20 protein-coding genes are annotated in these 23,064 nt (G+C 70.0%); 6 read left to right on the top strand and 14 right to left on the bottom strand.

Features of this window, described 5'->3' with window-relative positions; all coding sequences use genetic code 11:
- The first annotated feature begins 50 nt into the window (after positions 1–50).
- A complete protein-coding gene (locus AB0L71_RS01600; protein WP_365236644.1) occupies positions 51–1,064 on the top strand; it encodes a COX15/CtaA family protein in 1,014 nt (337 codons plus the stop codon).
- Positions 1,065–1,171: 107 nt separating this feature from the next.
- Here the strand turns inward: AB0L71_RS01600 and AB0L71_RS01595 are convergent, their stop codons facing one another.
- Both AB0L71_RS01595 and AB0L71_RS01590 read right to left on the bottom strand, forming a co-directional pair.
- Positions 1,172–1,528 carry a hypothetical protein gene (locus AB0L71_RS01595; RefSeq protein WP_365236642.1) on the bottom strand — a complete coding sequence of 119 codons (357 nt, stop codon included), beginning with the start codon at positions 1,526–1,528 and terminating at the stop codon, positions 1,172–1,174.
- Positions 1,529–1,626: 98 nt separating this feature from the next.
- Positions 1,627–2,574: a heme o synthase gene (locus AB0L71_RS01590; RefSeq protein ID WP_365236640.1), complete on the bottom strand. Its 948-nt coding sequence runs from the start codon at positions 2,572–2,574 to the stop codon at positions 1,627–1,629.
- 457 nt (positions 2,575–3,031) lie between these two features.
- Here AB0L71_RS01590 and tkt point away from each other — a divergent pair, with 457 nt between their 5' ends.
- The 5 genes from tkt to pgl are packed head-to-tail and all read left to right on the top strand — an operon-like array spanning position 3,032 to position 9,644.
- Entirely contained in the window at positions 3,032–5,131 is a 2,100-nt protein-coding gene (gene tkt, locus AB0L71_RS01585; RefSeq protein WP_365236638.1) for a transketolase, read from the top strand.
- 34 nt (positions 5,132–5,165) lie between these two features.
- Positions 5,166–6,308, top strand: a complete 1,143-nt coding sequence (gene tal / locus AB0L71_RS01580) for a transaldolase (RefSeq protein ID WP_365236636.1) — start codon at positions 5,166–5,168, stop codon at positions 6,306–6,308.
- A 5-nt stretch (positions 6,309–6,313) separates the two neighbouring features.
- Entirely contained in the window at positions 6,314–7,846 is a 1,533-nt protein-coding gene (gene zwf, locus AB0L71_RS01575) for a glucose-6-phosphate dehydrogenase (RefSeq protein ID WP_365236634.1), read from the top strand.
- Positions 7,843–8,865 (top strand): glucose-6-phosphate dehydrogenase assembly protein OpcA, encoded by a 1,023-nt coding sequence (gene opcA / locus AB0L71_RS01570; RefSeq protein ID WP_365236632.1) that lies wholly within the window; start codon positions 7,843–7,845, stop codon positions 8,863–8,865. Before zwf ends, opcA begins: the two co-directional genes overlap by 4 nt.
- Complete coding sequence (pgl, locus tag AB0L71_RS01565; protein WP_365236631.1) at positions 8,862–9,644, top strand: 6-phosphogluconolactonase; 783 nt, start codon at positions 8,862–8,864, stop codon at positions 9,642–9,644. The genes opcA and pgl overlap by 4 nt, the downstream gene beginning before the upstream one ends.
- 87 nt (positions 9,645–9,731) lie before the next feature.
- Here the strand turns inward: pgl and AB0L71_RS01560 are convergent, their stop codons facing one another.
- The 12 genes from AB0L71_RS01560 to uvrC form a co-directional block, all read right to left on the bottom strand.
- Positions 9,732–11,324: a PH domain-containing protein gene (locus AB0L71_RS01560; protein ID WP_365236629.1), complete on the bottom strand. Its 1,593-nt coding sequence runs from the start codon at positions 11,322–11,324 to the stop codon at positions 9,732–9,734.
- Positions 11,321–11,824 (bottom strand): PH domain-containing protein, encoded by a 504-nt coding sequence (locus AB0L71_RS01555; RefSeq protein ID WP_365236627.1) that lies wholly within the window; start codon positions 11,822–11,824, stop codon positions 11,321–11,323. The genes AB0L71_RS01560 and AB0L71_RS01555 overlap by 4 nt, the downstream gene beginning before the upstream one ends.
- A gap of 4 nt (positions 11,825–11,828) precedes the next feature.
- Positions 11,829–13,493: a glucose-6-phosphate isomerase gene (gene pgi / locus AB0L71_RS01550; RefSeq protein WP_365236625.1), complete on the bottom strand. Its 1,665-nt coding sequence runs from the start codon at positions 13,491–13,493 to the stop codon at positions 11,829–11,831.
- 151 nt (positions 13,494–13,644) lie between these two features.
- Positions 13,645–13,980: an RNA polymerase-binding protein RbpA gene (locus tag AB0L71_RS01545; RefSeq protein ID WP_073788610.1), complete on the bottom strand. Its 336-nt coding sequence runs from the start codon at positions 13,978–13,980 to the stop codon at positions 13,645–13,647.
- Between the two features lie 109 nt (positions 13,981–14,089).
- Positions 14,090–14,326 carry a preprotein translocase subunit SecG gene (gene secG, locus AB0L71_RS01540; RefSeq protein ID WP_365236623.1) on the bottom strand — a complete coding sequence of 79 codons (237 nt, stop codon included), beginning with the start codon at positions 14,324–14,326 and terminating at the stop codon, positions 14,090–14,092.
- Between the two features lie 114 nt (positions 14,327–14,440).
- The gene (gene tpiA, locus AB0L71_RS01535; RefSeq protein WP_365236621.1) at positions 14,441–15,217 is read right to left on the bottom strand and encodes a triose-phosphate isomerase; all 777 of its coding nucleotides are present in this window, start codon (positions 15,215–15,217) and stop codon (positions 14,441–14,443) included.
- Between the two features lie 6 nt (positions 15,218–15,223).
- On the bottom strand, positions 15,224–16,435 hold the full coding sequence (locus AB0L71_RS01530; protein ID WP_365236619.1) for a phosphoglycerate kinase: 1,212 nt from the start codon (positions 16,433–16,435) through the stop codon (positions 15,224–15,226).
- A 109-nt stretch (positions 16,436–16,544) separates the two neighbouring features.
- Positions 16,545–17,552 (bottom strand): type I glyceraldehyde-3-phosphate dehydrogenase, encoded by a 1,008-nt coding sequence (gene gap / locus AB0L71_RS01525; RefSeq protein ID WP_365236617.1) that lies wholly within the window; start codon positions 17,550–17,552, stop codon positions 16,545–16,547.
- Between the two features lie 261 nt (positions 17,553–17,813).
- On the bottom strand, positions 17,814–18,803 hold the full coding sequence (whiA, locus tag AB0L71_RS01520; protein ID WP_365236615.1) for a DNA-binding protein WhiA: 990 nt from the start codon (positions 18,801–18,803) through the stop codon (positions 17,814–17,816).
- Positions 18,794–19,828 carry a uridine diphosphate-N-acetylglucosamine-binding protein YvcK gene (yvcK, locus tag AB0L71_RS01515; RefSeq protein ID WP_365236613.1) on the bottom strand — a complete coding sequence of 345 codons (1,035 nt, stop codon included), beginning with the start codon at positions 19,826–19,828 and terminating at the stop codon, positions 18,794–18,796. Before yvcK ends, whiA begins: the two co-directional genes overlap by 10 nt.
- Positions 19,825–20,796: an RNase adapter RapZ gene (gene rapZ / locus AB0L71_RS01510; RefSeq protein WP_365236611.1), complete on the bottom strand. Its 972-nt coding sequence runs from the start codon at positions 20,794–20,796 to the stop codon at positions 19,825–19,827. The genes yvcK and rapZ overlap by 4 nt, the downstream gene beginning before the upstream one ends.
- The gene (gene uvrC, locus AB0L71_RS01505) at positions 20,793–22,940 is read right to left on the bottom strand and encodes an excinuclease ABC subunit UvrC (RefSeq protein ID WP_365236609.1); all 2,148 of its coding nucleotides are present in this window, start codon (positions 22,938–22,940) and stop codon (positions 20,793–20,795) included. The genes rapZ and uvrC overlap by 4 nt, the downstream gene beginning before the upstream one ends.
- Positions 22,941–23,064 lie beyond the last annotated feature (124 nt).

The raw sequence follows: 23,064 nt of genomic DNA, 5'->3' as shown, positions 1-23,064 counted from the left end.
TTCGGGTAACTCGTCCCCCTCGTGAAAGCTTGCACAAGCCGCCGCCTACGATGGTTCGCGTGCCCAAGCTGACCCGAGCCGAAGTCGCTCAAGCCGTGCGGAACCCGCTCCTCTTCATCGCCGACCGGTGGACCCCGTCCCCCCGTACGGTGCGTCGCGCGGCCCTGTCGGCCGTCGTCATGGCCGTGCTCATCGTCGTGACCGGCGGCGCCGTGCGGCTGACCGGCTCCGGCCTCGGCTGCCCGACCTGGCCCAAGTGCACCGACGAGAGCCTGACGGCGACCAGCGCGATGGGCTTCCACGGCGCCATCGAGTTCGGTAACCGCATGCTGACGTACGTCCTGTGTGCGGCGGTCGGGTGGGCGATCATCGCCGCCCGGTCCGCGAAGCCCTGGCGGCGCAGCCTCACCCGGCTCGGCTGGGCGCAGTTCTGGGTGGTCATGGGCAACGCGGTGCTCGGCGGCATCGTGGTGCTGGTCGGCCTGAACCCGTACACCGTCGCGGCGCACTTCCTGCTCTCCACGGCGCTGCTCACCGTCGCGATGGTGACCTGGCAGCGCGTCCGGGAGGGCGACCATGCGCCCCGTCCGCTGGTGGGCAAGGCGGTGTCCCAGCTGACCTGGCTGCTCGTGGTCGTGGCGGGGCTGCTGGTCGCGGTCGGCACGGTCGTCACGGGCGCCGGACGGCACGCGGGGGACTCCAGCGACGTCCACCGCATTCCGATCGACTGGAAGATGATCACCCAGCTGCACGCCGATCTGGCCTGGGCGGTGGTGGCGCTGACCGTCGCGCTCTGGTTCGTGCTGAAGGCCGTGGACGCGCCGGTCGGCCCGCTGCGCCGCACCCGTGATCTCTTCCTGGTGCTGCTGGCGCAGGGCGTGATCGGCTACGTCCAGTACTTCACGGACACCCCGGAGGTCCTCGTGGGCCTCCACATGCTCGGTTCGTGCCTCGTGTGGATCGCGGTCCTCCGGGTCCTGCTGTCCCTGCGGGAGCGCCCGACGGCCGCTCCGGCGGTGCCCGGACCCGCAGCCGAGCGGCCTCAGCCCGCCGCGGCCGGCTGAGCTCTCGAAGGATCCCCTCGGCCGTCCGCCGCGCTGCTGTGGACGCCTCATGCCTGTGCCGATCGCCCCGGTGGCGATCGGCACAGGCATGAGGCGTGCAGGTCCGGTCAGGCCTGGTTGGACGGACCGCCCACCTGAATGCCGGCCATCCGCGTCCACTCGTACCGGCCGGTGCGGACCTTCGCGGCGAACTCCCCGTCGAAGGACTCGTGCATGGTGATTCCGGCCTTCTGCGTGGCGCTCTCGGCTACCGCGTACGACGGGGCCACCAGATCGCCCCAGCCGCCGTCCCCGCCCACCAGGACGATGCGGGTGCCCATCTGCCCGATGTAGGCGAGCTGTCCCTCCGCGCCGCCGTGCGCCTTGGAGAAGGCACCGATCTGCTTGGCGAGCCTCGCCGCCCTGCGCTCCGCGCGGGCGGCCTGCTTGCCGCTCTCCACCTGGGTCTCTGCCGTCTCTGCCATGGTCAGGATGCTACCGAGGGGTAGATCGAACGGCGACGGGCGGGGCACGTGGCATGGACCACGTACCCCGCCCGTCGGCAGGATTCGAAGAAGCGCGACTACCTCAGGAAGGGGTCGATCGCCACGGCGACGAAGAGCAGCGAGACATAGGTGATCGACCAGTGGAACAGCCGCATCTCCTTGAGCTTCCCTCCGACCACCCCGGCCTTGGCCCGGTTGAGCAGGCCGTGGGCCTCCCAGAGCCAGAACCCGCCGGTCAGCAGCGCCACCACCGTGTAGAACCAGCCGGTGTAGCCGAGCGGGGTCAGCAGCAGCGAGATGGCGACCATCACCCAGCTGTAGAGGACGATCTGGCGGGCCACCACCCGGTTGGAGGCGATGACCGGGAGCATGGGGACGCCGACCCGGGCGTAGTCGTCCTTCACCTTCATGGACAGCGGCCAGTAGTGCGGCGGCGTCCAGAAGAACATCACGGCGAAGAGGATGACCGCGGCCCAGGACATCGAGTTGGTCACGGCGGACCAGCCGATGAGGACCGGCATGCAGCCGGCGATGCCGCCCCAGACGATGTTCTGCGAGGTGCGGCGCTTCAGCAGCATCGTGTAGCCGACCACGTAGAAGAGCAGCGCTCCGAGCGCCAGCGCGGCCGACAGCCAGTTGACGAGCAGTCCGAACCAGACCGTGGAGATCGCCGCGAGGGCGTACCCGAAGACCAGGCACTCACGCGGGGTCACCATGCCGGTGACCAGCGGACGCTGCGACGTACGGTCCATCAACGCGTCGATGTCGCGGTCGATGTACATGTTCAGCGCGTTGGCACCGCCCGCGGAGAGATATCCCCCGATGGTGGTGGTGAGCACGAGCCACAGGTCGGGTACGCCCTGAGCGGCGAGGAACATCACCGGAACCGTGGTGATCAGCAGCAGCTCGATGATCCGGGGCTTGGTCAGCGCCACGAATGCCTTGACACGGGCCCCGAACGGGCGATGGCCCCCTGGGCTGGGAGTCAAGGCGACCCCTGCGGGTCGGGACTCGACGGCCGTCACGCACACCCCTGACAGAGAAATCCCAGCAAGCTCCGGGCATGAGGGCCCGGTAAAGACTTGCGCGAACCAGACCACTGTAGACGTTGGGGACAGGCGCCCCTTCGCGGGGGTCGGTCGTGTTGGAGTCGCACAGAAGCGGCGCGGCACGCCCGTCCGGGGGCGCGGAAGCAGGAGGTCCCGTTCACCGGAGCCGCGCCGGGGCACGCGCCGGAACGGAGCCGGCTCACCAGCAGAGGAGAACACCCGTACCGAAGAGCTCTTCGGTACGGGTGGGGCGCACGCGTCGAAGGACGCCTATGGGCGGGTCCTCGCACCCATACGGGAGGCGAACTCGGCGGACCGCCTGCACCCTGGAAAGCAGCCGGAAAATGCTTGGTCCGACGAGGGTAGGCTCGGCTACGCCCGGTGCGGTCACCAGCCACCGGTTATCGACAGTGGAGAGGAGCCCTGACTCAGGGTGAGCACCAAGCCGACCACCACAGACCTCCAGTGGACCGAACTGGACCAGCGGGCCGTGGACACGGTCCGCGTCCTTGCCGCCGACGCCGTGCAGAAGGTCGGAAACGGCCACCCGGGTACGGCGATGAGCCTGGCTCCCGCCGCCTACACCCTTTTCCAGAAGGTGATGCGGCACGACCCCGCGGACCCGGAGTGGACCGGCCGGGACCGGTTCGTGCTCTCGGCGGGTCACAGCAGCCTGACCCTCTACATCCAGCTCTACCTGGCCGGGTACGGCCTGGAGCTCGATGACCTCAAGGCTTTCCGCACCTGGGGCTCGAAGACCCCGGGGCACCCGGAGTACGGTCACACCGCCGGTGTCGAGACGACCACGGGCCCGCTGGGCCAGGGCGTCGCCAACGCGGTGGGCATGGCGATGGCGGCCCGTTACGAGCGCGGCCTGTTCGACCCGGACGCCGCCCCCGGCACCTCTCCGTTCGACCACATGGTCTGGGTCGTCGCGGGCGACGGCTGCCTCCAGGAGGGCATCTCCGCGGAGGCGTCCTCGCTGGCCGGGCACCAGAAGCTCGGCAACCTGGTCCTGCTGTGGGACGACAACCACATCTCGATCGAGGGCGACACGGAGACCGCGGTCTCCGAGGACACCCTGAAGCGGTACGAGGCGTACGGCTGGCACGTCCAGCGCGTCGAGCAGCTGCCCAACGGCGACCTGGACCCGGCGGGTCTCTACAAGGCGCTGCAGGCGGCCAAGGCCGAGACCGGCCGTCCGTCGTTCATCGCGGCCCGCTCGATCATCGCCTGGCCCGCTCCGAACGCGCAGAACACCGAGGCCTCGCACGGCTCGGCGCTCGGCGCCGAGGAGGTCGCCGCGACGAAGAAGGTCCTCGGCTTCGACCCGGAGAAGTCCTTCGAGGTCTCGGACGCGGTCATCTCCCACACCCGTGAGGCGCTGGACCGCGGTCGCGAGGCCAGGGCCGAGTGGGAGAAGGCGCTCGCCGCCTGGCGCACCGCCAACCCGGCGCGCGCCGCCGAGTTCGACCGGATCTCCGCGGGCGAGCTGCCCGCGGGCTGGGAGGACAGCCTCCCGGTCTTCGAGCCGGGCAAGAGCGTCGCCACCCGCGCCGCCTCCGGCAAGGTGCTCCAGCAGCTCGGCGCGGTCGTCCCCGAGCTGTGGGGCGGCTCCGCCGACCTCGCCGGATCGAACAACACCACCATCGACAAGCGGTCGTCCTTCCTCCCGGCGGGCAACCCGCTGCCGGAGGCGGACCCGTACGGCCGCACGATCCACTTCGGTATCCGCGAGCACGCCATGGCCGCCGCCATGAACGGCATCGCGCTGCACGGCAACACCCGCATCTACGGCGGCACCTTCCTGGTGTTCTCCGACTACATGCGCAACGCCGTGCGCCTGTCCGCGCTGATGCACCTGCCGGTGACGTACGTGTGGACGCACGACTCGATCGGCCTCGGCGAGGACGGCCCGACCCACCAGCCGGTGGAGCACCTGGCCTCGCTGCGTGCCATCCCGGGCCTGAACATCGTCCGCCCGGCCGACGCCAACGAGACCGCCATCGCCTGGCGCGAGATCCTGCGCCGCTACACCAAGGTGTTCGGCGAGGGAGCCCCGCACGGCCTGGCGCTGACCCGCCAGGGCGTCCCGACCTACGAGGCGAACGAGGACGCGGCCAAGGGCGGCTACGTGCTCTTCGACGCCGAGGGGCCCGAGGGCCGCACGGCGCCCCAGGTCGTCCTGATCGGTACCGGCTCCGAGGTGCACCTCGCCGTCGAGGCGCGCGAGGAACTGCAGGCCGCCGGCATCCCGACCCGTGTGGTGTCGATGCCGTCGGTCGAGTGGTTCGAGGAGCAGGACCAGACATACAAGGACAGTGTCCTGCCGCCGTCCGTGAAGGCCCGGGTCGCGGTCGAGGCCGGCGTCGGCCTGACCTGGCACCGGTACGTCGGAGACGCGGGCCGGATCGTCTCGCTGGAGCACTTCGGTGCCTCGGCCGACGCCAAGGTCCTCTTCCGTGAGTTCGGCTTCACGAGCGAGCACGTCGCCGCCGCCGCGCGGGAATCTCTCGCCGCCGCCACGCGCTGACGCCCATATACGAAAAGTAGGAGATGTAATTCTCATGACAGACCCACTCAAGCGCCTCTCCGAGGAGGGCGTGGCGATCTGGCTCGATGACCTGTCGCGCAAGCGGATCACCTCGGGCAATCTCGCCGAGCTGATCGACGAGCAGCACGTCGTGGGTGTCACCACCAACCCGTCGATCTTCCAGAAGGCGATCTCGCACGGCGACGGCTACGAGCAGCAGCTCACCGACCTCGCCACCCGCAAGGTCACCGTCGACGAGGCCATCCGCATGATCACGACGGCCGACGTACGGGACGCCGCGGACATCCTGCGTCCGGTCTTCGACGCCACGGACGGTCAGGACGGCCGGGTCTCCATCGAGGTCGACCCCCGCCTGGCCCACCACACGGACGCCACCGTCGCCGAGGCCAAGCAGCTGGCCTGGCTGGTCGACCGGCCCAACACGCTCATCAAGATCCCGGCGACGAAGGCCGGTCTCCCGGCGATCACCGAGGTCATCGGCAGGGGCATCAGCGTCAATGTCACGCTGATCTTCTCGCTGGAGCGCTACCGCGAGGTCATGGACGCCTACCTGGCAGGCCTGGAGAAGGCGAAGGCCGCGGGCCTGGACCTGTCCAGGATCCACTCGGTGGCGTCGTTCTTCGTGTCCCGGGTGGACACCGAGATCGACAAGCGGCTCGACACGGTCGGCACCCCGGAGGCCCAGGCGCTCAAGGGCAAGGCCGCGCTCGCCAACGCCCGGCTCGCCTACCAGGCGTTCGAGGAGGTGTTCGGTTCTGCCGATGAATCGACGCCGGCCTCGGACCGCTGGGCCGCGCTGGACAAGGCGCAGGCCAACAAGCAGCGTCCGCTGTGGGCCTCGACCGGGGTCAAGAACCCCGCGTACAAGGACACCCTGTACGTCGACGACCTGGTCGCCCCCGGCACCGTCAACACCATGCCCGAGGCGACTCTGGACGCCACGGCGGACCACGGCGAGATCACGGGCAACACGATCGCCGGCACCTTCGAGCAGGCCCGCGCCGACCTCGATGCCGTCGCCAAGCTCGGGATCTCCTACGACGACGTCGTCCAGCTCCTGGAGGACGAGGGCGTCGAGAAGTTCGAGGCGTCCTGGATCGATCTGCTCAACTCGACCGAGGCAGAGCTCAAGCGCCTCGCCCCTTCGGAGGGCTGACCATCTTGTCTGGTGTTCCCGGAGCCAACCCGCTTCGTGACCCTCAGGACCGACGGCTCCCGCGCATCGCGGGACCGTCGGGTCTGGTGATCTTCGGCGTCACGGGCGATTTGTCACGCAAAAAGCTGATGCCCGCCGTCTACGACCTGGCCAACCGCGGCCTGCTGCCGCCGGGCTTCTCCCTCATCGGCTTCGCACGCCGCGAGTGGCAGGACGAGGACTTCGCGCAGGAGGTCCATGACGCCGTCAAGCAGCACGCCCGCACTCCGTTCCGTGAAGAGGTCTGGCAGCAGCTCATCCAGGGGATGCGCTTCGTCCAGGGCAACTTCGACGACGACGAGGCCTTCGAGACCCTGAAGGACACGATCCAGGAGCTCGACAAGGCACAGGGCACGGGCGGAAACTTCGCCTTCTACCTGTCCGTGCCGCCGAAGTTCTTCCCCAAGGTCGTCCAGCAGCTCAAGAAGCACGGGCTCGCCGACCAGAAGGAGGGCTCCTGGCGGCGTGCCGTCATCGAGAAGCCCTTCGGCCACGATCTCAAGAGCGCGCAGGAGCTCAACCAGATCGTGCACGACGTCTTCCCGCCCAACGAGGTCTTCCGGATCGACCACTACCTGGGCAAGGAGACGGTCCAGAACATCCTGGCGCTGCGGTTCGCCAACACGATGTTCGAGCCGATCTGGAACAGGTCGTACGTCGACCACGTGCAGATCACGATGGCCGAGGACATCGGCATCGGCGGCCGGGCCGGCTACTACGACGGCATCGGCGCCGCCCGTGACGTCATCCAGAACCACCTGCTCCAGCTCCTGGCGCTGACCGCGATGGAGGAGCCCGGCTCCTTCCACCCCAAGGCCCTGGTCGCCGAGAAGCTCAAGGTGCTCACGGCGGTGGAACTGCCGGAGGACCTGGGCAAGCACACGGTGCGTGGCCAGTACGCCCACGCCTGGCAGGGTGGCGAGGAGGTCCTCGGCTATCTGGAGGAGGACGGCATCGACCCCAGGTCGACGACCGACACCTTCGCCGCGATCAAGCTGACGATCAACAACCGCCGCTGGGCGGGCGTGCCGTTCTACCTCCGTACCGGGAAGCGGCTCGGCCGCCGGGTCACGGAGATCGCGGTCGTCTTCAAGCGTGCTCCGTATCTGCCCTTCGAGTCCGGTGCGACCAAGGAGCTGGGCGGCAACGCCCTGGTCATCCGGGTCCAGCCGGACGAGGGCGTCACCGTGCGGTTCGGCTCCAAGGTGCCCGGCACCTCGATGGAGGTCCGGGACGTCACGATGGACTTCGCGTACGGCGAGTCCTTCACGGAGTCCAGCCCGGAGGCGTACGAGCGGCTCATCCTCGATGTGCTGCTCGGTGACGCGAACCTCTTCCCGCGGCACCAGGAGGTCGAACTCTCCTGGAACATCCTCGACCCGATCGAGGCGTACTGGGACAAGCACGGCAAGCCCGCGCAGTACCCGGCGGGCACCTGGGGCCCGGCCGAGGCGGACGAGATGCTTGCACGAGACGGACGGAGCTGGCGTCGGCCATGAAGATCGATCTCACGGAGACCACCTCCAGCAAGATCAACCAGGCGCTGGTGTCGGCCCGCCGTGCCATCGGCACGCCGGCCATCGGCATGGTGCTGACCCTGGTCATCGTCACCGACGAGGAGAACGCGTACGACGCTCTCAAGTCGGCGAGCAACGCCTCGCGCGAGCACCCCTCGCGGATCATCGCGGTGATCAAGCGGGTCAGCCGTTCGCCGCGCAGCCGCCGGGACGCCCGGCTCGATGCCGAGGTGCGGGTCGGGACCGACGCCGGCACCGGCGAGACCGTCGTCCTGCGCCTCCACGGCGAACTGGCCCACCACGCCCAGTCGGTGGTACTGCCGCTGCTGCTGCCGGACGCCCCGGTCGTGGTCTGGTGGCCCGAGGACTCCCCCACCGATCCGGCGCAGGACCCGCTGGGCGCGCTCGCCCAGCGCCGGATCACGGACGCGTACGCGTCGGAGAACCCGATCGGCGACCTCGCGCTGCGCGCCCGGTCGTACACCCCCGGCGACACCGATCTCGCCTGGACCCGTATCACCCCGTGGCGCTCGATGCTGGCGGCGGCGCTCGACCAGCAGCATGTCGAGGTCGTCTCGGCGACGGTCGAGGGCGAGTCGGAGAACCCGAGCTGCGAGCTGCTCGCCATGTGGCTCGCGGACCGGCTGAAGGTGCCGGTGGAGCGCACCATGTCCAGCGGCCCCGGCCTGACGGCCGTGCGGATGGAGACCAAGAACGGCGTCGTCGTCCTGGACCGGCCCGACGGTTCGCTGGCCACGCTCTCGATGCTGGGCCAGCCGGACCGTGCGGTGGCGCTCAAGCGGCGGGACACGTCCGAGCTGCTCGCCGAGGAGCTGCGGCGCCTGGACCCGGACAACACCTACGAGGCGACGGTGAAGTTCGGCGTGGAGAAGCTCGGCGGACCGGCGAAGCCCGAGTCGGCCGCCCCCGCCGCCCCGGCCTCCCCCGCAGCGGCCCCGGCCGCGGCGAAGAAGACCGCGGCCAAGAAGGCGGCGAAGTGAGTGCCCCTCAGCTCGTCGTGCACCGTGACAAGGAGCTGATGGCGCAGGCGGCCGCGGCCCGGCTGATCACGAAGATCGTGGACGCCCAGGCCGCGCGCGGTCACGCCTCGGTGGTGCTCACCGGCGGGCGCAACGGCAACGGCCTGCTGGCCGCCCTCGCCGAGGCACCCGCCAGGGACGCGGTCGACTGGGCGCGGCTCGACCTGTGGTGGGGCGACGAGCGGTTCCTGCCGGAGGGCGATCCGGAACGCAATGTCACGCAGGCCCGCGAGGCGCTGCTGGACGCGGTGCCGCTGACCCCGTCCCGGGTGCACGCGATGCCCGCTTCGGACGGCCCCTGGGGCCACGACGCCGACGCGGCAGCGGCCTGGTACGCCGCTGAACTCGCCGCGGCGGCCGGTCCGGAGGACCACGGCCCGGTACCGACGTTCGACGTGCTGATGCTGGGCGTCGGCCCGGACACGCATGTCGCCTCGCTCTTCCCGGAACTGCCCGCGGTACGGGAGACCGAGCGCACCGTCGTCGGTGTCCACGGTGCTCCCAAGCCGCCGCCCACCCGCGTCTCGCTCACGCTGCCGGCGATCCGCGCGGCACGTGAGGTGTGGCTGCTCGCCGCGGGCGAGGACAAGGCGGAGGCCGCGGAGATCGCGCTCTCGGGTGCCGGGGAGATCCAGGCCCCGGCGGCCGGTGCGTACGGGCGCAGCCGCACCCTGTGGCTGATGGACGCGGCGGCGGCCTCGCGGCTGCCCCGCGCCCTGTACCCGCCGGCCTCTCCCTGAGAGGGCGTCAGCACCGTTGACCGCAGGCCCGGTCCGCTCCTCGCAGCGGCCGGGCCTGCGGCGTGAACGGCTCCGTCCACGGCGCGGTCACCGGGCCTGCGGGAGGCGCTCCAGGAAGGGCTCCAACAGGCCGGGGACGGCCTCGGAGGCGAAGTCGAGGCCCTCGGCCGCATCCACGTCGTGCGCCGTGTACGCGCCCGCTCCGGCGGCCGTCGTCGCGGTGAGGCTCAGCACGCCGGACCGCCGCTGGAAGTACGTCTGCCGGACCGTCCAGCCGATGACGCCGGCCCGTTCCAGCGCGGCGGTCGAGCGCCGGATCGTGCCGGAACGGACCACGAGGTGGTCGCCGCTGACGGCGTGTCCGAGGCCGTGGTACGCGTCCCGGGCCAGGAGCAGCCCGACGGGCAGCCCGAGGACGGCGCAGGCGAGCGCGGTCCAGAGCAGGACGGGCGTCAGCAGCGCGCCCAGCAGGGCCAGGACGGCCACCGGCACGGTGACGGCCCAGAGCGCCCGGCGCAGTCGTCGGCCGAGGGCTGCCCGGGGGTGCCGGGTCAGCGGGGTGCTGGTCGGGGACACGGCCTCGCGCAGGATGTCGGCCGCCACCGCGTCGGCGACGTGCCGGGGCGCGGCGGGCAGCAGGGTGCGGTGGTCGCCGTGCTGCTCCTCGTCGTCCTCGGCCAGTCCGGTGGTGATCGCGTCGACCCGGGCCGCGCCGCACAGCCGGATGCCGAGCGGTTCGACGAGGTCGACGCCGCGCAGTCGCCTCTCCTCGACGGAGACGGACCGGGAGGTCAGCAGGCCGCGCCGGACGCGCAGGGTGCCGCCTGGTTCGCGCTCCAGCCGGTAGCCCCACCACGTCTCGGTCCACAGCCCGAGCGCACCCAGGACACCGGCGGCCATCGCGGCGACGACGGGGATCACGATCGCGGTGGGCAGCGAGGTGTCCCGCAACCGCTCGCCCATCCAGTCGATCACCTGGGCCTGGGCCCCGAACCAGTCGCTGACCTGCATCACCGCACCGGCCGCCGCAGCACCGAGTGCGGGCACGACGAACGAGACCGGTGCGTAGCGGATCCACCGCGGGTCGAGCACGGCGAGCTCTCCCTCGCGGTGGGTGCCCGGAGTGCCGGTGGCGGTGCGTTCCAGCAGGTCGCGGCGGAGCCGTTCGCCCTCCGCCCTGCGGACCGGGTCGAGTTCCAGGGTGGCGTCGTTGCCGGAGTGCTCGCCGGTCCCGATACGGACGGTGACCAGGCCCAGGAGCCGTTGCAGCAGAGGGGCGGTGAGGTCGACGCTGCGGATCCGCTCACGGGTGAGGGAGCGCTTCCTGACCAGCAGCAGTCCGGTGTGCAGCTCGACCCGCTCGGCGCCGATGCGGTAGCGGGTGCGGCGCCACCGCACGTAGTCACCGGTCACCGCGCAGCCGATCGGTACCACCGCGGCGACCAGCACCCAGGCGACCGCGTGGCCGAGCCCGAACCGCCCGGCGAGGCCGAGTGCGGCGGGCACCGCCGCACCGGTCGCCACCGAGGTCGTCACGAGTGCCCTGACGAGCACCGTGCGCCGGTCCAGACGCCGCCAGTCGGTGGCCGTGGCCGCTGCGGGGCCGGTGACGCCGTTCCCGCCCCCGGCGTCCGAGGGCCCTCCCCCGGCGTCCGGGGAGAGCGCCGGCGCGGAGCTCATGTGGCGTCCCCGGGGGTGTCCTGGGTGATCCGGGTCAGCTGTTCGGCCAGTTCGGCCGCCTGGTGGTGGGCCAGTCCCTCGATCCGTACCGCCCCCTTGGCCGATGCGGTGGTCACGGTGACCGTGGCGAGCCGGTAGAGCTGTTCGAGCGGGCCGCGCACGGTGTCCACGGTCTGGATCCGGGACATCGGGGCGATCCGCCACTCCTGCCGGACGACGCCGGTTCTGACGTACACCGCTTCGTCGGTGACCTCCCAGCGGTGGGTGCGGAACCACCAGAGGGGAAAGAGGACGGCGCAGCCGGCACCGAGCACCGCGAGGATCGCGGCGGGCAGCAGCAGCCAGAACCGGGCGGGCTCGACGAGCGCGCCCAGTACGGCCAGCACCACCACCGGCCCCGCGGTCAGCAGCAGCCACCGGGCCCGCCACCAGCCGACGGCCCTCGGGTCCAGGGTGTTGCGCGGCGCCCTGAGCCGCACCGTCCTCTCCCCCCTGGTCATCGGCTCAGCGCCCCCTGCGAGCGCGGTACGCCCGCACCAGTGCCGCGGTCGAGCTGTCCAGTCGCTCGCCCTCCTCGGTCGCGGCCGATGCCCCGGTCAGTACCGGCTCGATCTTCTTGGCGAGGACCTTGCCGAGTTCGACACCCCACTGGTCGAAGGAGTCGATGTTCCAGACGGCGCCCTGGACGAAGACCTTGTGCTCGTACAGCGCGATCAGCTGCCCGAGGACGGACGGGGTCAGCCGGTCGGCCAGGATGGTCGTCGTGGGGTGGTTTCCGCGGAAGGTCTTGTGCGGCACCAGTTCCTCGGCGACGCCCTCGGCGCGGACCTCGTCGGGCGTCTTGCCGAAGGCCAGCGCCTGGGTCTGGGCGAAGAAGTTGGCCATCAGAAGATCGTGCTGGGCGACCAGTCCGGGCAGCAGTTCGGCCACCGGCTCGGCGAAACCGATGAAGTCGGCCGGGATGACCTTGGTGCCCTGGTGGATCAGCTGGTAGTAGGCGTGCTGACCGTTGGTGCCGGGGGTGCCCCAGACGACCGGCCCGGTCTGCCAGTCGACCGGATTTCCCTGCCGGTCCACGGACTTGCCGTTGGACTCCATGTCCAGCTGCTGCAGGTACGCCGTGAACTTGGACAGATAGTGGCTGTAGGGCAGCACGGCATGCGACTGCGCGTCGAAGAAGGCGCCGTACCAGACACCCAACAGGCCCATCAGCAGAGGGACGTTGTCCTCGGCCGGGGCGGTGCGGAAGTGTTCGTCGACGAGGTGGAAGCCGTCGAGCATCTCGCGGAAGCGGTCCGGGCCGATGGCGATCATCAGCGAGAGGCCGATGGCGGAGTCGTACGAGTAGCGGCCGCCGACCCAGTCCCAGAACTCGAACATGTTGGCGGTGTCGATGCCGAAGTCCGCGACCTTCTCGGCGTTCGTGGACAGCGCCACGAAGTGCTTGGCGACCGCGTCCTGACCGGCCCTCAGGCCGGTCAGCAGCCAGGTGCGGGCGGAGGTGGCGTTGGTGATGGTCTCGATCGTGGTGAAGGTCTTCGACGCGATGACGAAGAGCGTCTCGGCCGGGTCGAGATCCCGCACGGCCTCATGGAGGTCGGCGCCGTCGACGTTCGACACGAAGCGGACCGTGAGCGAGCGGTCCGTGAAGGAGCGCAGCACCTCGTACGCCATGGCGGGACCGAGGTCGGAGCCGCCGATGCCGACGTTGACGATGTTCTTGATGCGCTTGCCCGTGTGACCGGTCCACTCCCCCGACCGGATGCGCTCGGAGAAGGCCGCCATCCTGTCGAGCACGGCGTGTACGCCGGGTACCACGTTCTCGCCGTCGACCTCGATCACCGCGTCGCGCGGGGCACGGAGGGCGGTGTGCAGGACGGCGCGGTCCTCGGTGGTGTTGATCTTCTCGCCGCGGAACATCGCGTCGCGCAGTTCGGCCACGCCGGTGGCGACGGCGAGTTCGCGCAGCAGCCGGAGCGTCTCGTCGGTGACGAGGTGCTTGGAGTAGTCGACGTACAGATCACCGACCCGGAGGGTGTATCCGGTGCCTCGCTCCGGGTCGTCCGCGAAGAGCTGTCGCAGATGGGTGGTCCCGAACTGCTCGCGGTGCTTGCCCAGAGCGGTCCACTCGGGCGTCTGGTTGAGCCTGGTTCGGCTTGGTGTGTTCATCCCGGATGTCAGCCCACTTCTTCTCGTGCCTTCAGATGCCCCGCCACGCTCCCAACCTAGTTGATCAGGGGGGCCGCCGGGACAAGCGCGGGCTGCGCCACGACAGAAGCGGTCCGGCCGGACACCCTGGGGGTGTCCGGCCGGTGAACTCTCAGATCTCGCCCCGGAGTTTCGCCAGGGCCTCGGCGAGGATGGCCTCGCCGTCCGCGTCGCTGCGCCGTTCGCGTACGTACGCGAGGTGCGTCTTGTACGGTTCGGTGCGCGGCGGGTCCGGCGGGCAGTCCCGGTCCTGTCCGGCCGGGAAACCGCAGCGCGGGCAGTCCCACGTCTCCGGTACCTGCGCGTCGCTGGCGAAGCTCGGCTGCGTCTCGTGCCCGTTCGAGCACCAGAAGGAGATGCGGAGCCGCGGCGCGGACTCGCCCCGCTCGGCCTCCCCCATCGGCCCCGCTCCGACCCGGCTTCCCCGGATCGCGTTGCCACTTGCCACGGTCGTAACTCCCTGCGTGATGGTGCTCGAAGATGCCCCAGTCTACGTAAGGCCCAACGCGCGTCCAGTGAAAGGAGTTACACCCTCACCGGGATTCGCGTACGACGGGTCAGTTGTCCAGCTTGATCAGCAGACCAAGCACCACAATGCACGCGAACCAGATCAGGCCGACGAACACGGTGATCCGGTCGAGGTTCCGCTCGGCAACCGACGAGCCGCCCACGGACGACTGCATGCCGCCACCGAACATGTCGGAGAGACCGCCGCCCTTCCCCTTGTGCATCAGCACCAGCAGCATCAGCAGCAGGCTGAAGACGATCAGGGCGATCTCGAACGCCAAAATCACGGCTGGTCCCTACTTTCCGGAATTCTCTGGACTGCTATGTGCGAACAACGGGGGCCGGGAGGGTGCACCCCTCCGGCCCCCGCAAGGGTACGACGGATCCGCGCTACCGCATACTCACTGGTCGCGGAAGCGTACGATCTTGACGAACTCGTCGGCGTCCAGTGCGGCGCCACCGACGAGCGCGCCGTCCACATCCGGCTTCGACATGATCTCGGCAACGTTCCCGGACTTCACCGAGCCGCCGTACTGGATCCGGACCGCGTCGGCCACGTCCTGCGAGTAGAGCTCGGCGAGACGGGCACGGATCGCCCCGCAGACCTCCTGGGCATCGTCGGCGCCGCAGACCTTGCCGGTCCCGATCGCCCAGACCGGCTCGTACGCGATCACGATCGACTCGGCCTGCTCGGCGGGGATGTCCTTGAGACCGCCGTCGACCTGCGCGAGCGTGTGCGCGACGTGGTTGCCCGCCTCTCGGACGTCCAGTTCCTCGCCGACACAGAGGATGGGGGTCAGGCCGTGCTTGAACGCGGCCTTCACCTTGGCGTTGCAGATCTCGTCGGTCTCGCCGTGGTACTGGCGGCGCTCGCTGTGCCCGACGGCGACATAGGTGCACTTCAGCTTGGCGAGCATCGGGCCGGAGATCTCACCGGTGTACGCGCCGGAGTCGTGCGCCGAGATGTCCTGGGCGCCGTACTTGATCTTCAGTTTGTCGCCGTCGACCAGCGTCTGCACCGAGCGCAGGTCCGTGAAGGGCGGCAGGACGGCGACCTCGACGGCGTCGTAGTCCTTGTCGGCCAGGGCGAAAGCGAGCTTCTGGACGTGCGCGATGGCCTCGAGGTGGTTGAGGTTCATCTTCCAGTTGCCCGCCATCAGCGGGGTACGGGTGGTCATGAAAAGTCAGTCCTCCAGTGCGGCAAGGCCGGGAAGCGTCTTGCCCTCGAGATATTCGAGGCTGGCGCCGCCACCGGTCGAGATGTGTCCGAATGCGTTCTCGTCGAATCCCAGGATGCGGACGGCAGCGGCGGAATCGCCGCCGCCGACGACGCTGAAGCCCGAGGAGTCGACGAGGGCCTGCGCCACGGCACGGGTGCCCTCGGCGTAGTCGGGGTGCTCGAAGACGCCCATCGGACCGTTCCAGAAGACGGTGACGGCGTCGGCGAGCTTCGATGCGTACAGCCGGTTGGTCTCGGGGCCGTTGTCCAGGCCCATGAAACCGGCCGGAATGGCGTCCGCGGGCACGGTGCGGTGCTCGGTCGGAGCCTTGGCCTTGAGGTCGGGGAACTGCTCGGAGACCACGACGTCGACGGGGAGCACGAACTCCACGCCCTTCTCCTCGGCACGCTTGAGGTACTCGAGCACCGCCGGGATCTGGTCCTCCTGGAGGAGGGAGCTGCCGACCTCGTGCCCCTGGGCCTTGAGGAAGGTGTACGCCATGCCGCCGCCGATGAGGATGCGGTCGGCACGCTCCAGCAGGTGGTCGATGACGCCGAGCTTGTCGGAGACCTTGGAGCCGCCGAGCACGACGGCATAGGGGCGCTCGACGTTCTCGGTGAGCTTCTTCAGGACGCCGACCTCGGTGGCGATCAGGTCGCCGGCGGCGTGCGGCAGCCGGGCCGGGAGGTCGAAGACCGATGCGTGCTTGCGGTGGACGGCTCCGAAGCCGTCGCCCACGTACACGTCGGCGAGTTCGGCGAGCTGGTCGGCGAAGGCACCGCGCTCGGCGTCGTCCTTCGACGTCTCGCCGGGGTTGAAGCGGAGGTTCTCGATGACGGCGACCTGGCCGTCGGTGAGCGCGGCGACCGTGGCGCGGGCGGACTCGCCGACCGTGTCGGTCGCGAAGGCCACGTCGGCGCCGATGAGTTCACCGAGACGGGCCGCGGCGGGCGCCAGGGAGAAGGCGGGGTCCGGAGCGCCCTTGGGGCGGCCCAGGTGGGAAGCGACGATGACTCGCGCACCGGCCGCGGCAAGCTTCTCCACGGTCGGCTGGACTGCGCGGATGCGGCCGTCGTCGGTGATGGTGGTGCCGCTCAGCGGCACGTTGAGGTCGGCGCGGACGAATACCCGCTTGCCGGTGACCCCTTCGGCGAGGAGTTCGTCGATCGTCTTCATCTTGCTGGACTCCTTGGGAGGACTAGAGCGCATGCAACGAGGCCCGAACAGCGCGACGTTGCGCTGATCGAGCCCCGTACTCACATCGAGGTGCCTGCCGCTTCGACGGTCAGAGCTGGTTGCCGACGAAGACGGTCAGGTCGACGAGACGGTTGGAGTAGCCCCACTCGTTGTCGTACCAGCCGATGACCTTGACCTGCGAACCCTCGGCCATGGTGAGCAGCGAGTCGAAGGTGCAGGAGGCCGGGGTCGAGACAATGTCCGAGGACACGATCGGGTCCTCGGTGTAGAAGAGCTTGCCCTTCAGCGGCCCCTCGGAGGAGGCCTTCTGGAAGGCGGCGTTGACCTCGTCGCGGGTGACCTCGCGCTCCAGCGTGATGACCAGGTCGGTGACCGAACCGGTCGGGACCGGGACGCGCATGGCCAGGCCGTCGAGCTTGCCCTTGAGCTGAGGGAGCACCAGAGCGGTGGCCTTGGCGGCACCGGTGGTGGTCGGGATGATGTTCTCCGCGGCGGCGCGGGCGCGACGCAGGTCGGAGTGCGGGAAGTCCAGGATGCGCTGGTCGTTCGTGTACGCGTGGACCGTCGTCATGAGGCCCTTGACGATGCCGAAGTTCTCGTCCAGAACCTTGGCCATCGGCGCGACGCAGTTGGTGGTGCAGGAGGCATTGGAGATGACGTGGTGGTTGGCGGGGTCGTACTTGTCCTCGTTGACACCCATCACGATGGTGATGTCCTCGTTCTTGGCCGGAGCCGAGATGAGGACCTTCTTGGCGCCACCGGCGATGTGCTTCTCGGCGTCGGCCTTCTTGGTGAAGATGCCGGTCGACTCGATGACGATGTCGACGCCCAGCTCGCCCCAGGGGATGTCGGCCGGGTTGCGCTCGGAGAGCACCTTGATGGTGTGTCCGTCGACGGTGATGCTGTCGGCGGTGTGGCTCACCTCGGCCTTGAGGCGACCCAGAATGGTGTCGTACTTCAGGAGGTGTGCCGTGGTCGCAGTGTCACCCAGGTCGTTGACAGCCACGATCTCGATGTCCGCACCCTGCTCCAGCAGCGCGCGGAAGTAGTTGCGACCGATGCGGCCAAAGCCGTTGATGCCTACGCGGATCGTCACGAAACCGATCTCCTCGTTGGGTACGCCGGGTTTCGACGCCGGCGAGACTTTTATAGGGATGTCCCCGACCGCCTCTGACCCTACCTCTCCGAAGGCTTCTGGGTGACATCGAGCGGGTCCGTAAGAGCCGCGGAGGCCCGTACCCCTTGGTAGGAATACGGGCCTCCGGATGCTGGCCGTGCAGGCTCCGCCGACTACGGAACGTCAACGCCGCTGGGATGGGCGCGCGTTCTGTTCCCCGCCGGCGTCATGGTCGTCGCGTCAGCTCACGAGGCCGTCCGCGAGCTCTTCGCTGAGGGTCGATTCCGTTCCCGGAATGCCCAGGTCCTGGGCCCGCTTGTCGGCCATGGCGAGCAGCCGGCGGATGCGTCCGGCGACCGCGTCCTTGGTCAACGGCGGTTCGGCGAGCGCGCCCAGCTCTTCCAAGGATGCCTGCTTGTGCTCCATGCGCAACCGCCCGGCCGCTGCGAGATGCTCGGGCACCTCCTCGCCGAGGATCTCCAGCGCGCGCCCCACCCGGGCGCCCGCGGCGACCGCGGCCCGCGCGGAACGGCGCAGGTTGGCGTCGTCGAAGTTGGCGAGCCGGTTCGCGGTGGCGCGGACCTCGCGGCGCATCCGCCGCTCCTCCCAGGCCAGCACCGACTCGTGGGCACCGAGCCGGGTGAGCAGGGCCCCGATCGCGTCGCCGTCGCGGACGACGACCCGATCCACGCCGCGGACCTCGCGGGCCTTCGCGGCGATGGAGAGCCTGCGGGCCGCGCCGACCAGCGCCAGCGCCGCCTCCGGGCCCGGGCAGGTCACCTCCAGCGAGGAGGAGCGGCCGGGCTCGGTGAGCGAGCCGTGGGCCAGAAAGGCCCCGCGCCAGGCGGCCTCGGCATCGCAGGTGGCCCCCGAGACCACCTGCGGGGGCAGGCCGCGGATGGGCCGCCCGCGGCCGTCCACCAGGCCGGTCTGGCGGGCCAGCTGGTCGCCGCCCGCCACGACGCGCACGACGTAGCGGGAGCCGCGCCGCAGCCCGCCGGGGGCCATCACGATCAGCTCCGAGTTGTGCCCGAAGATCTCGAGGATGTCCCGCTTCAGCCGGCGCGCCGCCATCGCGGTGTCCAGCTCCGCCTCGATCACAATGCGGCCGCTCACCAGGTGCAGCCCGCCGGCGAACCGGAGGATCGCCGAGACTTCTGCCTTCCTGCAGCAGGTCCGGGTGACGGGAAGCCGAGAGATTTCGTCCTTCACCGCCGGCGTCATCGCCATGGGCCGATCCTTCCATGCATGCGAAAAATACGGTCGTACGCGGCGGCCAACAGCTCCGGATCATGAATCGGAACGCCGTCGGGTGAGGCCACCGGCGCCAGCTCGATCGCGGCACCGAGCCGCTTGGCGGCTTCGGCGAGGGACTCGCGATCGGGCACGGCAGCTTCGTCGGCCAGCACCACGTCCATGGCGAGTTTAGGGGCGTGTCGTCCCAAAACCTCCAAATGACGCTGCGGAGAGAAGCCATCAGTTTCGCCGGGTTGCGGTGCGAGGTTGAGTGAGAGGACCTTGCGGGCCCTGGTCTCGACCAGCGCATCGAGCAGTTCCGGGACGAGCAGGTGCGGAATCACGGAGGAGAACCAGGACCCCGGACCGAGCACCACCCAGTCGGCGTCCAGGACCGCGGCAACGGCCTCCGGAACGGCCGGCGGGTCGTGCGGGACGAGGTGGACGGACTGCACCTCACCCGGGGTGAGCGCCACGGTGGCCTGGCCGCGCACCGTGTCCACGTCGTCCGGGCGGGCCGGGTCGTGTCCCCGGACGAGCGCCTGGAGCTCCAGCGGCACCGCGGACATGGGCAGCACCCGGCCGTGCGCCCCGAGGAGCTTGCCGACCAGGTCCAGGGCCTGGACGTGGTCGCCGAGCTGTTCCCACAGGGCGACGATCAGCAGATTGCCGACCGCGTGTTCGTGCAGGTCGCCCTTGGACTGGAAACGGTGCTGAATGACCCGGGCCCAGGTCTGGCCCCAGTCGTCGTCACCGCACAGCGCGGCGAGCGCCTTGCGCAGGTCGCCGGGCGGCAGGACTCCGAGCTCCTCGCGCAGCCGGCCGCTGGAGCCGCCGTCGTCGGCGACGGTGACCACGGCGGTGAGATCGCCGGTGATCCGGCGGAGCGCAGCAAGCGACGCGGACAGGCCCATGCCGCCGCCGAGGGCGACGACCTTGGGCTGGGCGCCGCGCTTGCGGCCGGGGAGCGCGGCGGTGGCTCTGCGCAGCCGCCGCAGGCGCAGACTGCGGCCGGTCACTCGCGCCCCATGTCCCGGTGGACGATGACGGTCTCGATGCCCTCGGACCCGAGCCTGGCCGCGAGCTTCTCGGACATGGCCACCGAACGGTGCTTGCCGCCCGTGCAGCCGACGGCGATCGTCACATAGCGCTTGCCCTCGCGGCGGTACCCGGCGGCGATGAGCTGGAGCAGCTCGGTGTACTGGTTGAGGAATTCCTTGGCGCCCGGTTGGTCGAAGACGTAGGCGGAGACCTCTTCGCTCAGGCCGGTGAACGGGCGCAGCTCGGGAACCCAGTGCGGGTTGGGCAGGAAGCGGCAGTCGACCACGAGGTCGGCGTCGACCGGCAGGCCGTACTTGAAGCCGAACGACATCACCGTGGCGCGCAGCTCCGGCTCCTCGTCCCCGGCGAACTGGGCGTCCATCTTGGCGCGCAGTTCGTGCACATTGAGGCTGGAGGTGTCGATGACGAGGTCGGCGTCGCCGCGCAGCTCGCGCAGGAGGTCGCGTTCGGCGGCGATGCCGTCGACGATACGGCCGTCGCCCTGGAGCGGGTGCGGGCGGCGGACCGACTCGAAGCGGCGGACCAGCGCGTCGTCGGAGGACTCCAGGAAGACGACGCGACGAGTGACGTGCTTCACCTCCAGGTCGGCGAGGGACTCGCGGAGATTGTCGAAGAAGCGGCGGCCCCGTACGTCGACGACGACGGCGATCCGGGCCACGTTGCCCTGCGAGCGCGCGCCGAGCTCGACCATGGTGGGGATCAGGGCGGGCGGCAGGTTGTCGACGACGAACCAGCCGAGGTCCTCCAGACACTTGGCCGCGGTGCTGCGGCCGGCGCCCGACATCCCCGAGATGATCACCAGCTCGGGGATGGAGGCATTCCCGTCGCCCGTGTCGATCGTGGTGCCCGTACTCACGTGTCCTGCTCCGTCTGCTCGGTCGGTGCTGTGGTGCTCGGCTTGTCGTTCGTGTTCGCGCTCAGTCATGCGGTGCTGCCCCCGTCATCGTCTTCCATGATCTCTCCTGTCGCCGTGTTCACGGCGGGCGTGGCCGGGGCTGCCGAGGCCAGGGCGACGGCCACGGATTCCGCTGTTCTGCGGCCTATCCCCGGGACCTCGCAGATCTCGTCGATTGTGGCCCGCTTCAGCTTTTTCACGGAGCCGAAATGCTTGATCAACGCCTGTTTCCGGGTCTCTCCGAGGCCGGCGACGGCATCCAGGGGGCTGGAACGGATGCGCTTGGCCCGCTTGGCGCGCTGATACGTGATCGCGAAGCGGTGGGCCTCGTCACGGACGCGCTGGAGGAGGTAGAGGCCCTCACTGGAGCGGGGCAGGACGACGGGATCGTCGTCATCGGGCAGCCAGACCTCTTCGAGACGCTTGGCGAGGCCGCAGACGGCGATGTCGTCGATCCCGAGCTCGTCGAGGGCCCGTTTGGCGGCGGCGACCTGGGGCTGACCGCCGTCGACCACCACGAGCTGCGGCGGGTAGGCGAACCGCTTGGGACGGCCGTCGTCCTCACGGGGCTCGGTGTCCGGGTCAGGGACGGTGTCGGGGTCGACGGCCGGGGCGGTGTCCGTGCCGACGGCCAGGTCGGTCGCGGCCGCCGGGACGAGGTCCGTTCCCACGGCCGGGACGAGGCCCGTTCCCACGGCGGGGACGGGGCCCGTTCCCACGGCCGGGACGGGGCCCGTCGCCGTGACCGCGGGCTCCTCCCACTCCCCCGTCCGCTCCTTCTCCTGGAGGTACCTCCTGAAGCGGCGGCCGATCACCTCGTGCATGGACCGGACGTCGTCCTGGCCCTCGAAGCCCTTGATCTGGAAGCGGCGGTACTCGCTCTTGCGGGCCAGCCCGTCCTCGAAGACGACCATGGAAGCGACCACGTCGTCGCCCTGGAGATGGGAGATGTCGAAGCACTCGATGCGCAGCGGGGCCGTGTCGAGGCCGAGCGCTTCGGCGATCTCCTCCAGGGCCCGGGAGCGGGTGGTCAGGTCGGAGGCGCGCTTGGTCTTGTGCAGGGCCAGAGCCTGCTGGGCGTTGCGCTGGACCGTCGCCATCAGGTCCTTCTTGTCGCCGCGCTGCGGTATGCGCAGGCTGACGTGGGAGCCCCTGCGGCCGGCGAGCCACTGCGAGACCGCGTCGGGGTCCTCGGGGAGGGCCGGGACAAGGACCTCCTTGGGGACGGAGTCGCCCGTCTCCTCGCCGTAGAGCTGCTGCAGGGCGAGCTCGACCAGGCCCGAGGTGTCGACGTTCTCGACCTTGTCGGTGACCCAGCCGCGCTGGCCGCGCACCCGGCCGCCGCGGACGTGGAAGATCTGGACGGCGGCTTCCAGCTCGTCCTCGGCGACCGCGATCAGGTCGGCGTCGGTGGCGTCGGCGAGGACGACGGCGCTCTTCTCCATGGCCCGCTTGAGGGCTTCCACGTCGTCGCGGAGCCGGGCCGCCCGCTCGTACTCCATCTCCTCGGCCGCCGCCATCATGTCCTTCTCCAGGCGGCGGATGTACGTGCCGGTGCGGCCTGCCATGAAGTCGCAGAAGCCGAGCGCAAGTTCGCGGTGTTCCTCGGGGGTGACGCGGCCGACGCAGGGGGCCGAGCACTTGCCGATGTAGCCGAGGAGGCAGGGCCGGCCGGTTCTGGCCGCGTTCTTGAAGACTCCGGCGGAGCAGGTGCGTACCGGAAAGACCCGGAGCATCAGGTCGACCGTCTCGCGGATCGCCCAGGCGTGCCCGTACGGACCGAAGTAACGCACGCCCTTCTTCTTGGCGCCGCGCATGACCTGGACACGCGGGAATTCCTCGTTGAGCGTGACCGCGAGATAGGGGTAGCTCTTGTCGTCGCGGTACTTGACGTTGAACCGGGGGTCGAACTCCTTGATCCAGGAGTACTCCAGCTGAAGCGCCTCGACCTCGGTGGAGACGACGGTCCACTCGACGGAGGCGGCCGTGGTGACCATCGTGCGCGTCCGGGGGTGAAGGTTGGCCAGGTCCTGGAAGTAGTTGGCCAGGCGCTGGCGCAGGCTCTTCGCCTTCCCGACGTAGATCACCCGGCGGTGCTCGTCGCGGAATCTGTAGACCCCCGGGGAGTCGGGGATCTGTCCCGGCTTGGGGCGGTAGCTGGAGGGGTCTGCCATGCTCCCACCCTACTTGCGGGCAGTGACAGTGCGGCGACGTCCGGGTGAGGCCGTGCTCAGGGGCACGGGGCGAGGGAGTGCGCTCCGGGGCCATGGGGAAGCGGGCACCCGTGGGGCAATGGCC

Source organism: Streptomyces sp. NPDC052052 (assembly GCF_040680455.1).
Taxonomy (GTDB): domain Bacteria; phylum Actinomycetota; class Actinomycetes; order Streptomycetales; family Streptomycetaceae; genus Streptomyces.
Note: the sequence above shows the minus strand (reverse complement) of the source record. Positions and strands in the feature narration are given on the sequence as shown.

What these genes read in the sequence shown, in the direction of transcription:
- AB0L71_RS01600 (WP_365236644.1), top strand. Translation starts at nt 51, where the DNA reads ATGGTTCGCGTGCCCAAGCTGACCCGAGCCGAAGTCGCTCAAGCCGTG.
- AB0L71_RS01595 (WP_365236642.1), bottom strand. Translation starts at nt 1,528, where the DNA reads ATGGCAGAGACGGCAGAGACCCAGGTGGAGAGCGGCAAGCAGGCCGCC.
- tal (WP_365236636.1), top strand. Translation starts at nt 5,166, where the DNA reads ATGACAGACCCACTCAAGCGCCTCTCCGAGGAGGGCGTGGCGATCTGG.
- opcA (WP_365236632.1), top strand. Translation starts at nt 7,843, where the DNA reads ATGAAGATCGATCTCACGGAGACCACCTCCAGCAAGATCAACCAGGCG.
- AB0L71_RS01560 (WP_365236629.1), bottom strand. Translation starts at nt 11,324, where the DNA reads ATGAGCTCCGCGCCGGCGCTCTCCCCGGACGCCGGGGGAGGGCCCTCG.
- AB0L71_RS01555 (WP_365236627.1), bottom strand. Translation starts at nt 11,824, where the DNA reads ATGACCAGGGGGGAGAGGACGGTGCGGCTCAGGGCGCCGCGCAACACC.
- pgi (WP_365236625.1), bottom strand. Translation starts at nt 13,493, where the DNA reads ATGAACACACCAAGCCGAACCAGGCTCAACCAGACGCCCGAGTGGACC.
- tpiA (WP_365236621.1), bottom strand. Translation starts at nt 15,217, where the DNA reads ATGACCACCCGTACCCCGCTGATGGCGGGCAACTGGAAGATGAACCTC.
- AB0L71_RS01530 (WP_365236619.1), bottom strand. Translation starts at nt 16,435, where the DNA reads ATGAAGACGATCGACGAACTCCTCGCCGAAGGGGTCACCGGCAAGCGG.
- whiA (WP_365236615.1), bottom strand. Translation starts at nt 18,803, where the DNA reads ATGGCGATGACGCCGGCGGTGAAGGACGAAATCTCTCGGCTTCCCGTC.
- rapZ (WP_365236611.1), bottom strand. Translation starts at nt 20,796, where the DNA reads ATGACTGAGCGCGAACACGAACGACAAGCCGAGCACCACAGCACCGAC.
- uvrC (WP_365236609.1), bottom strand. Translation starts at nt 22,940, where the DNA reads ATGGCAGACCCCTCCAGCTACCGCCCCAAGCCGGGACAGATCCCCGAC.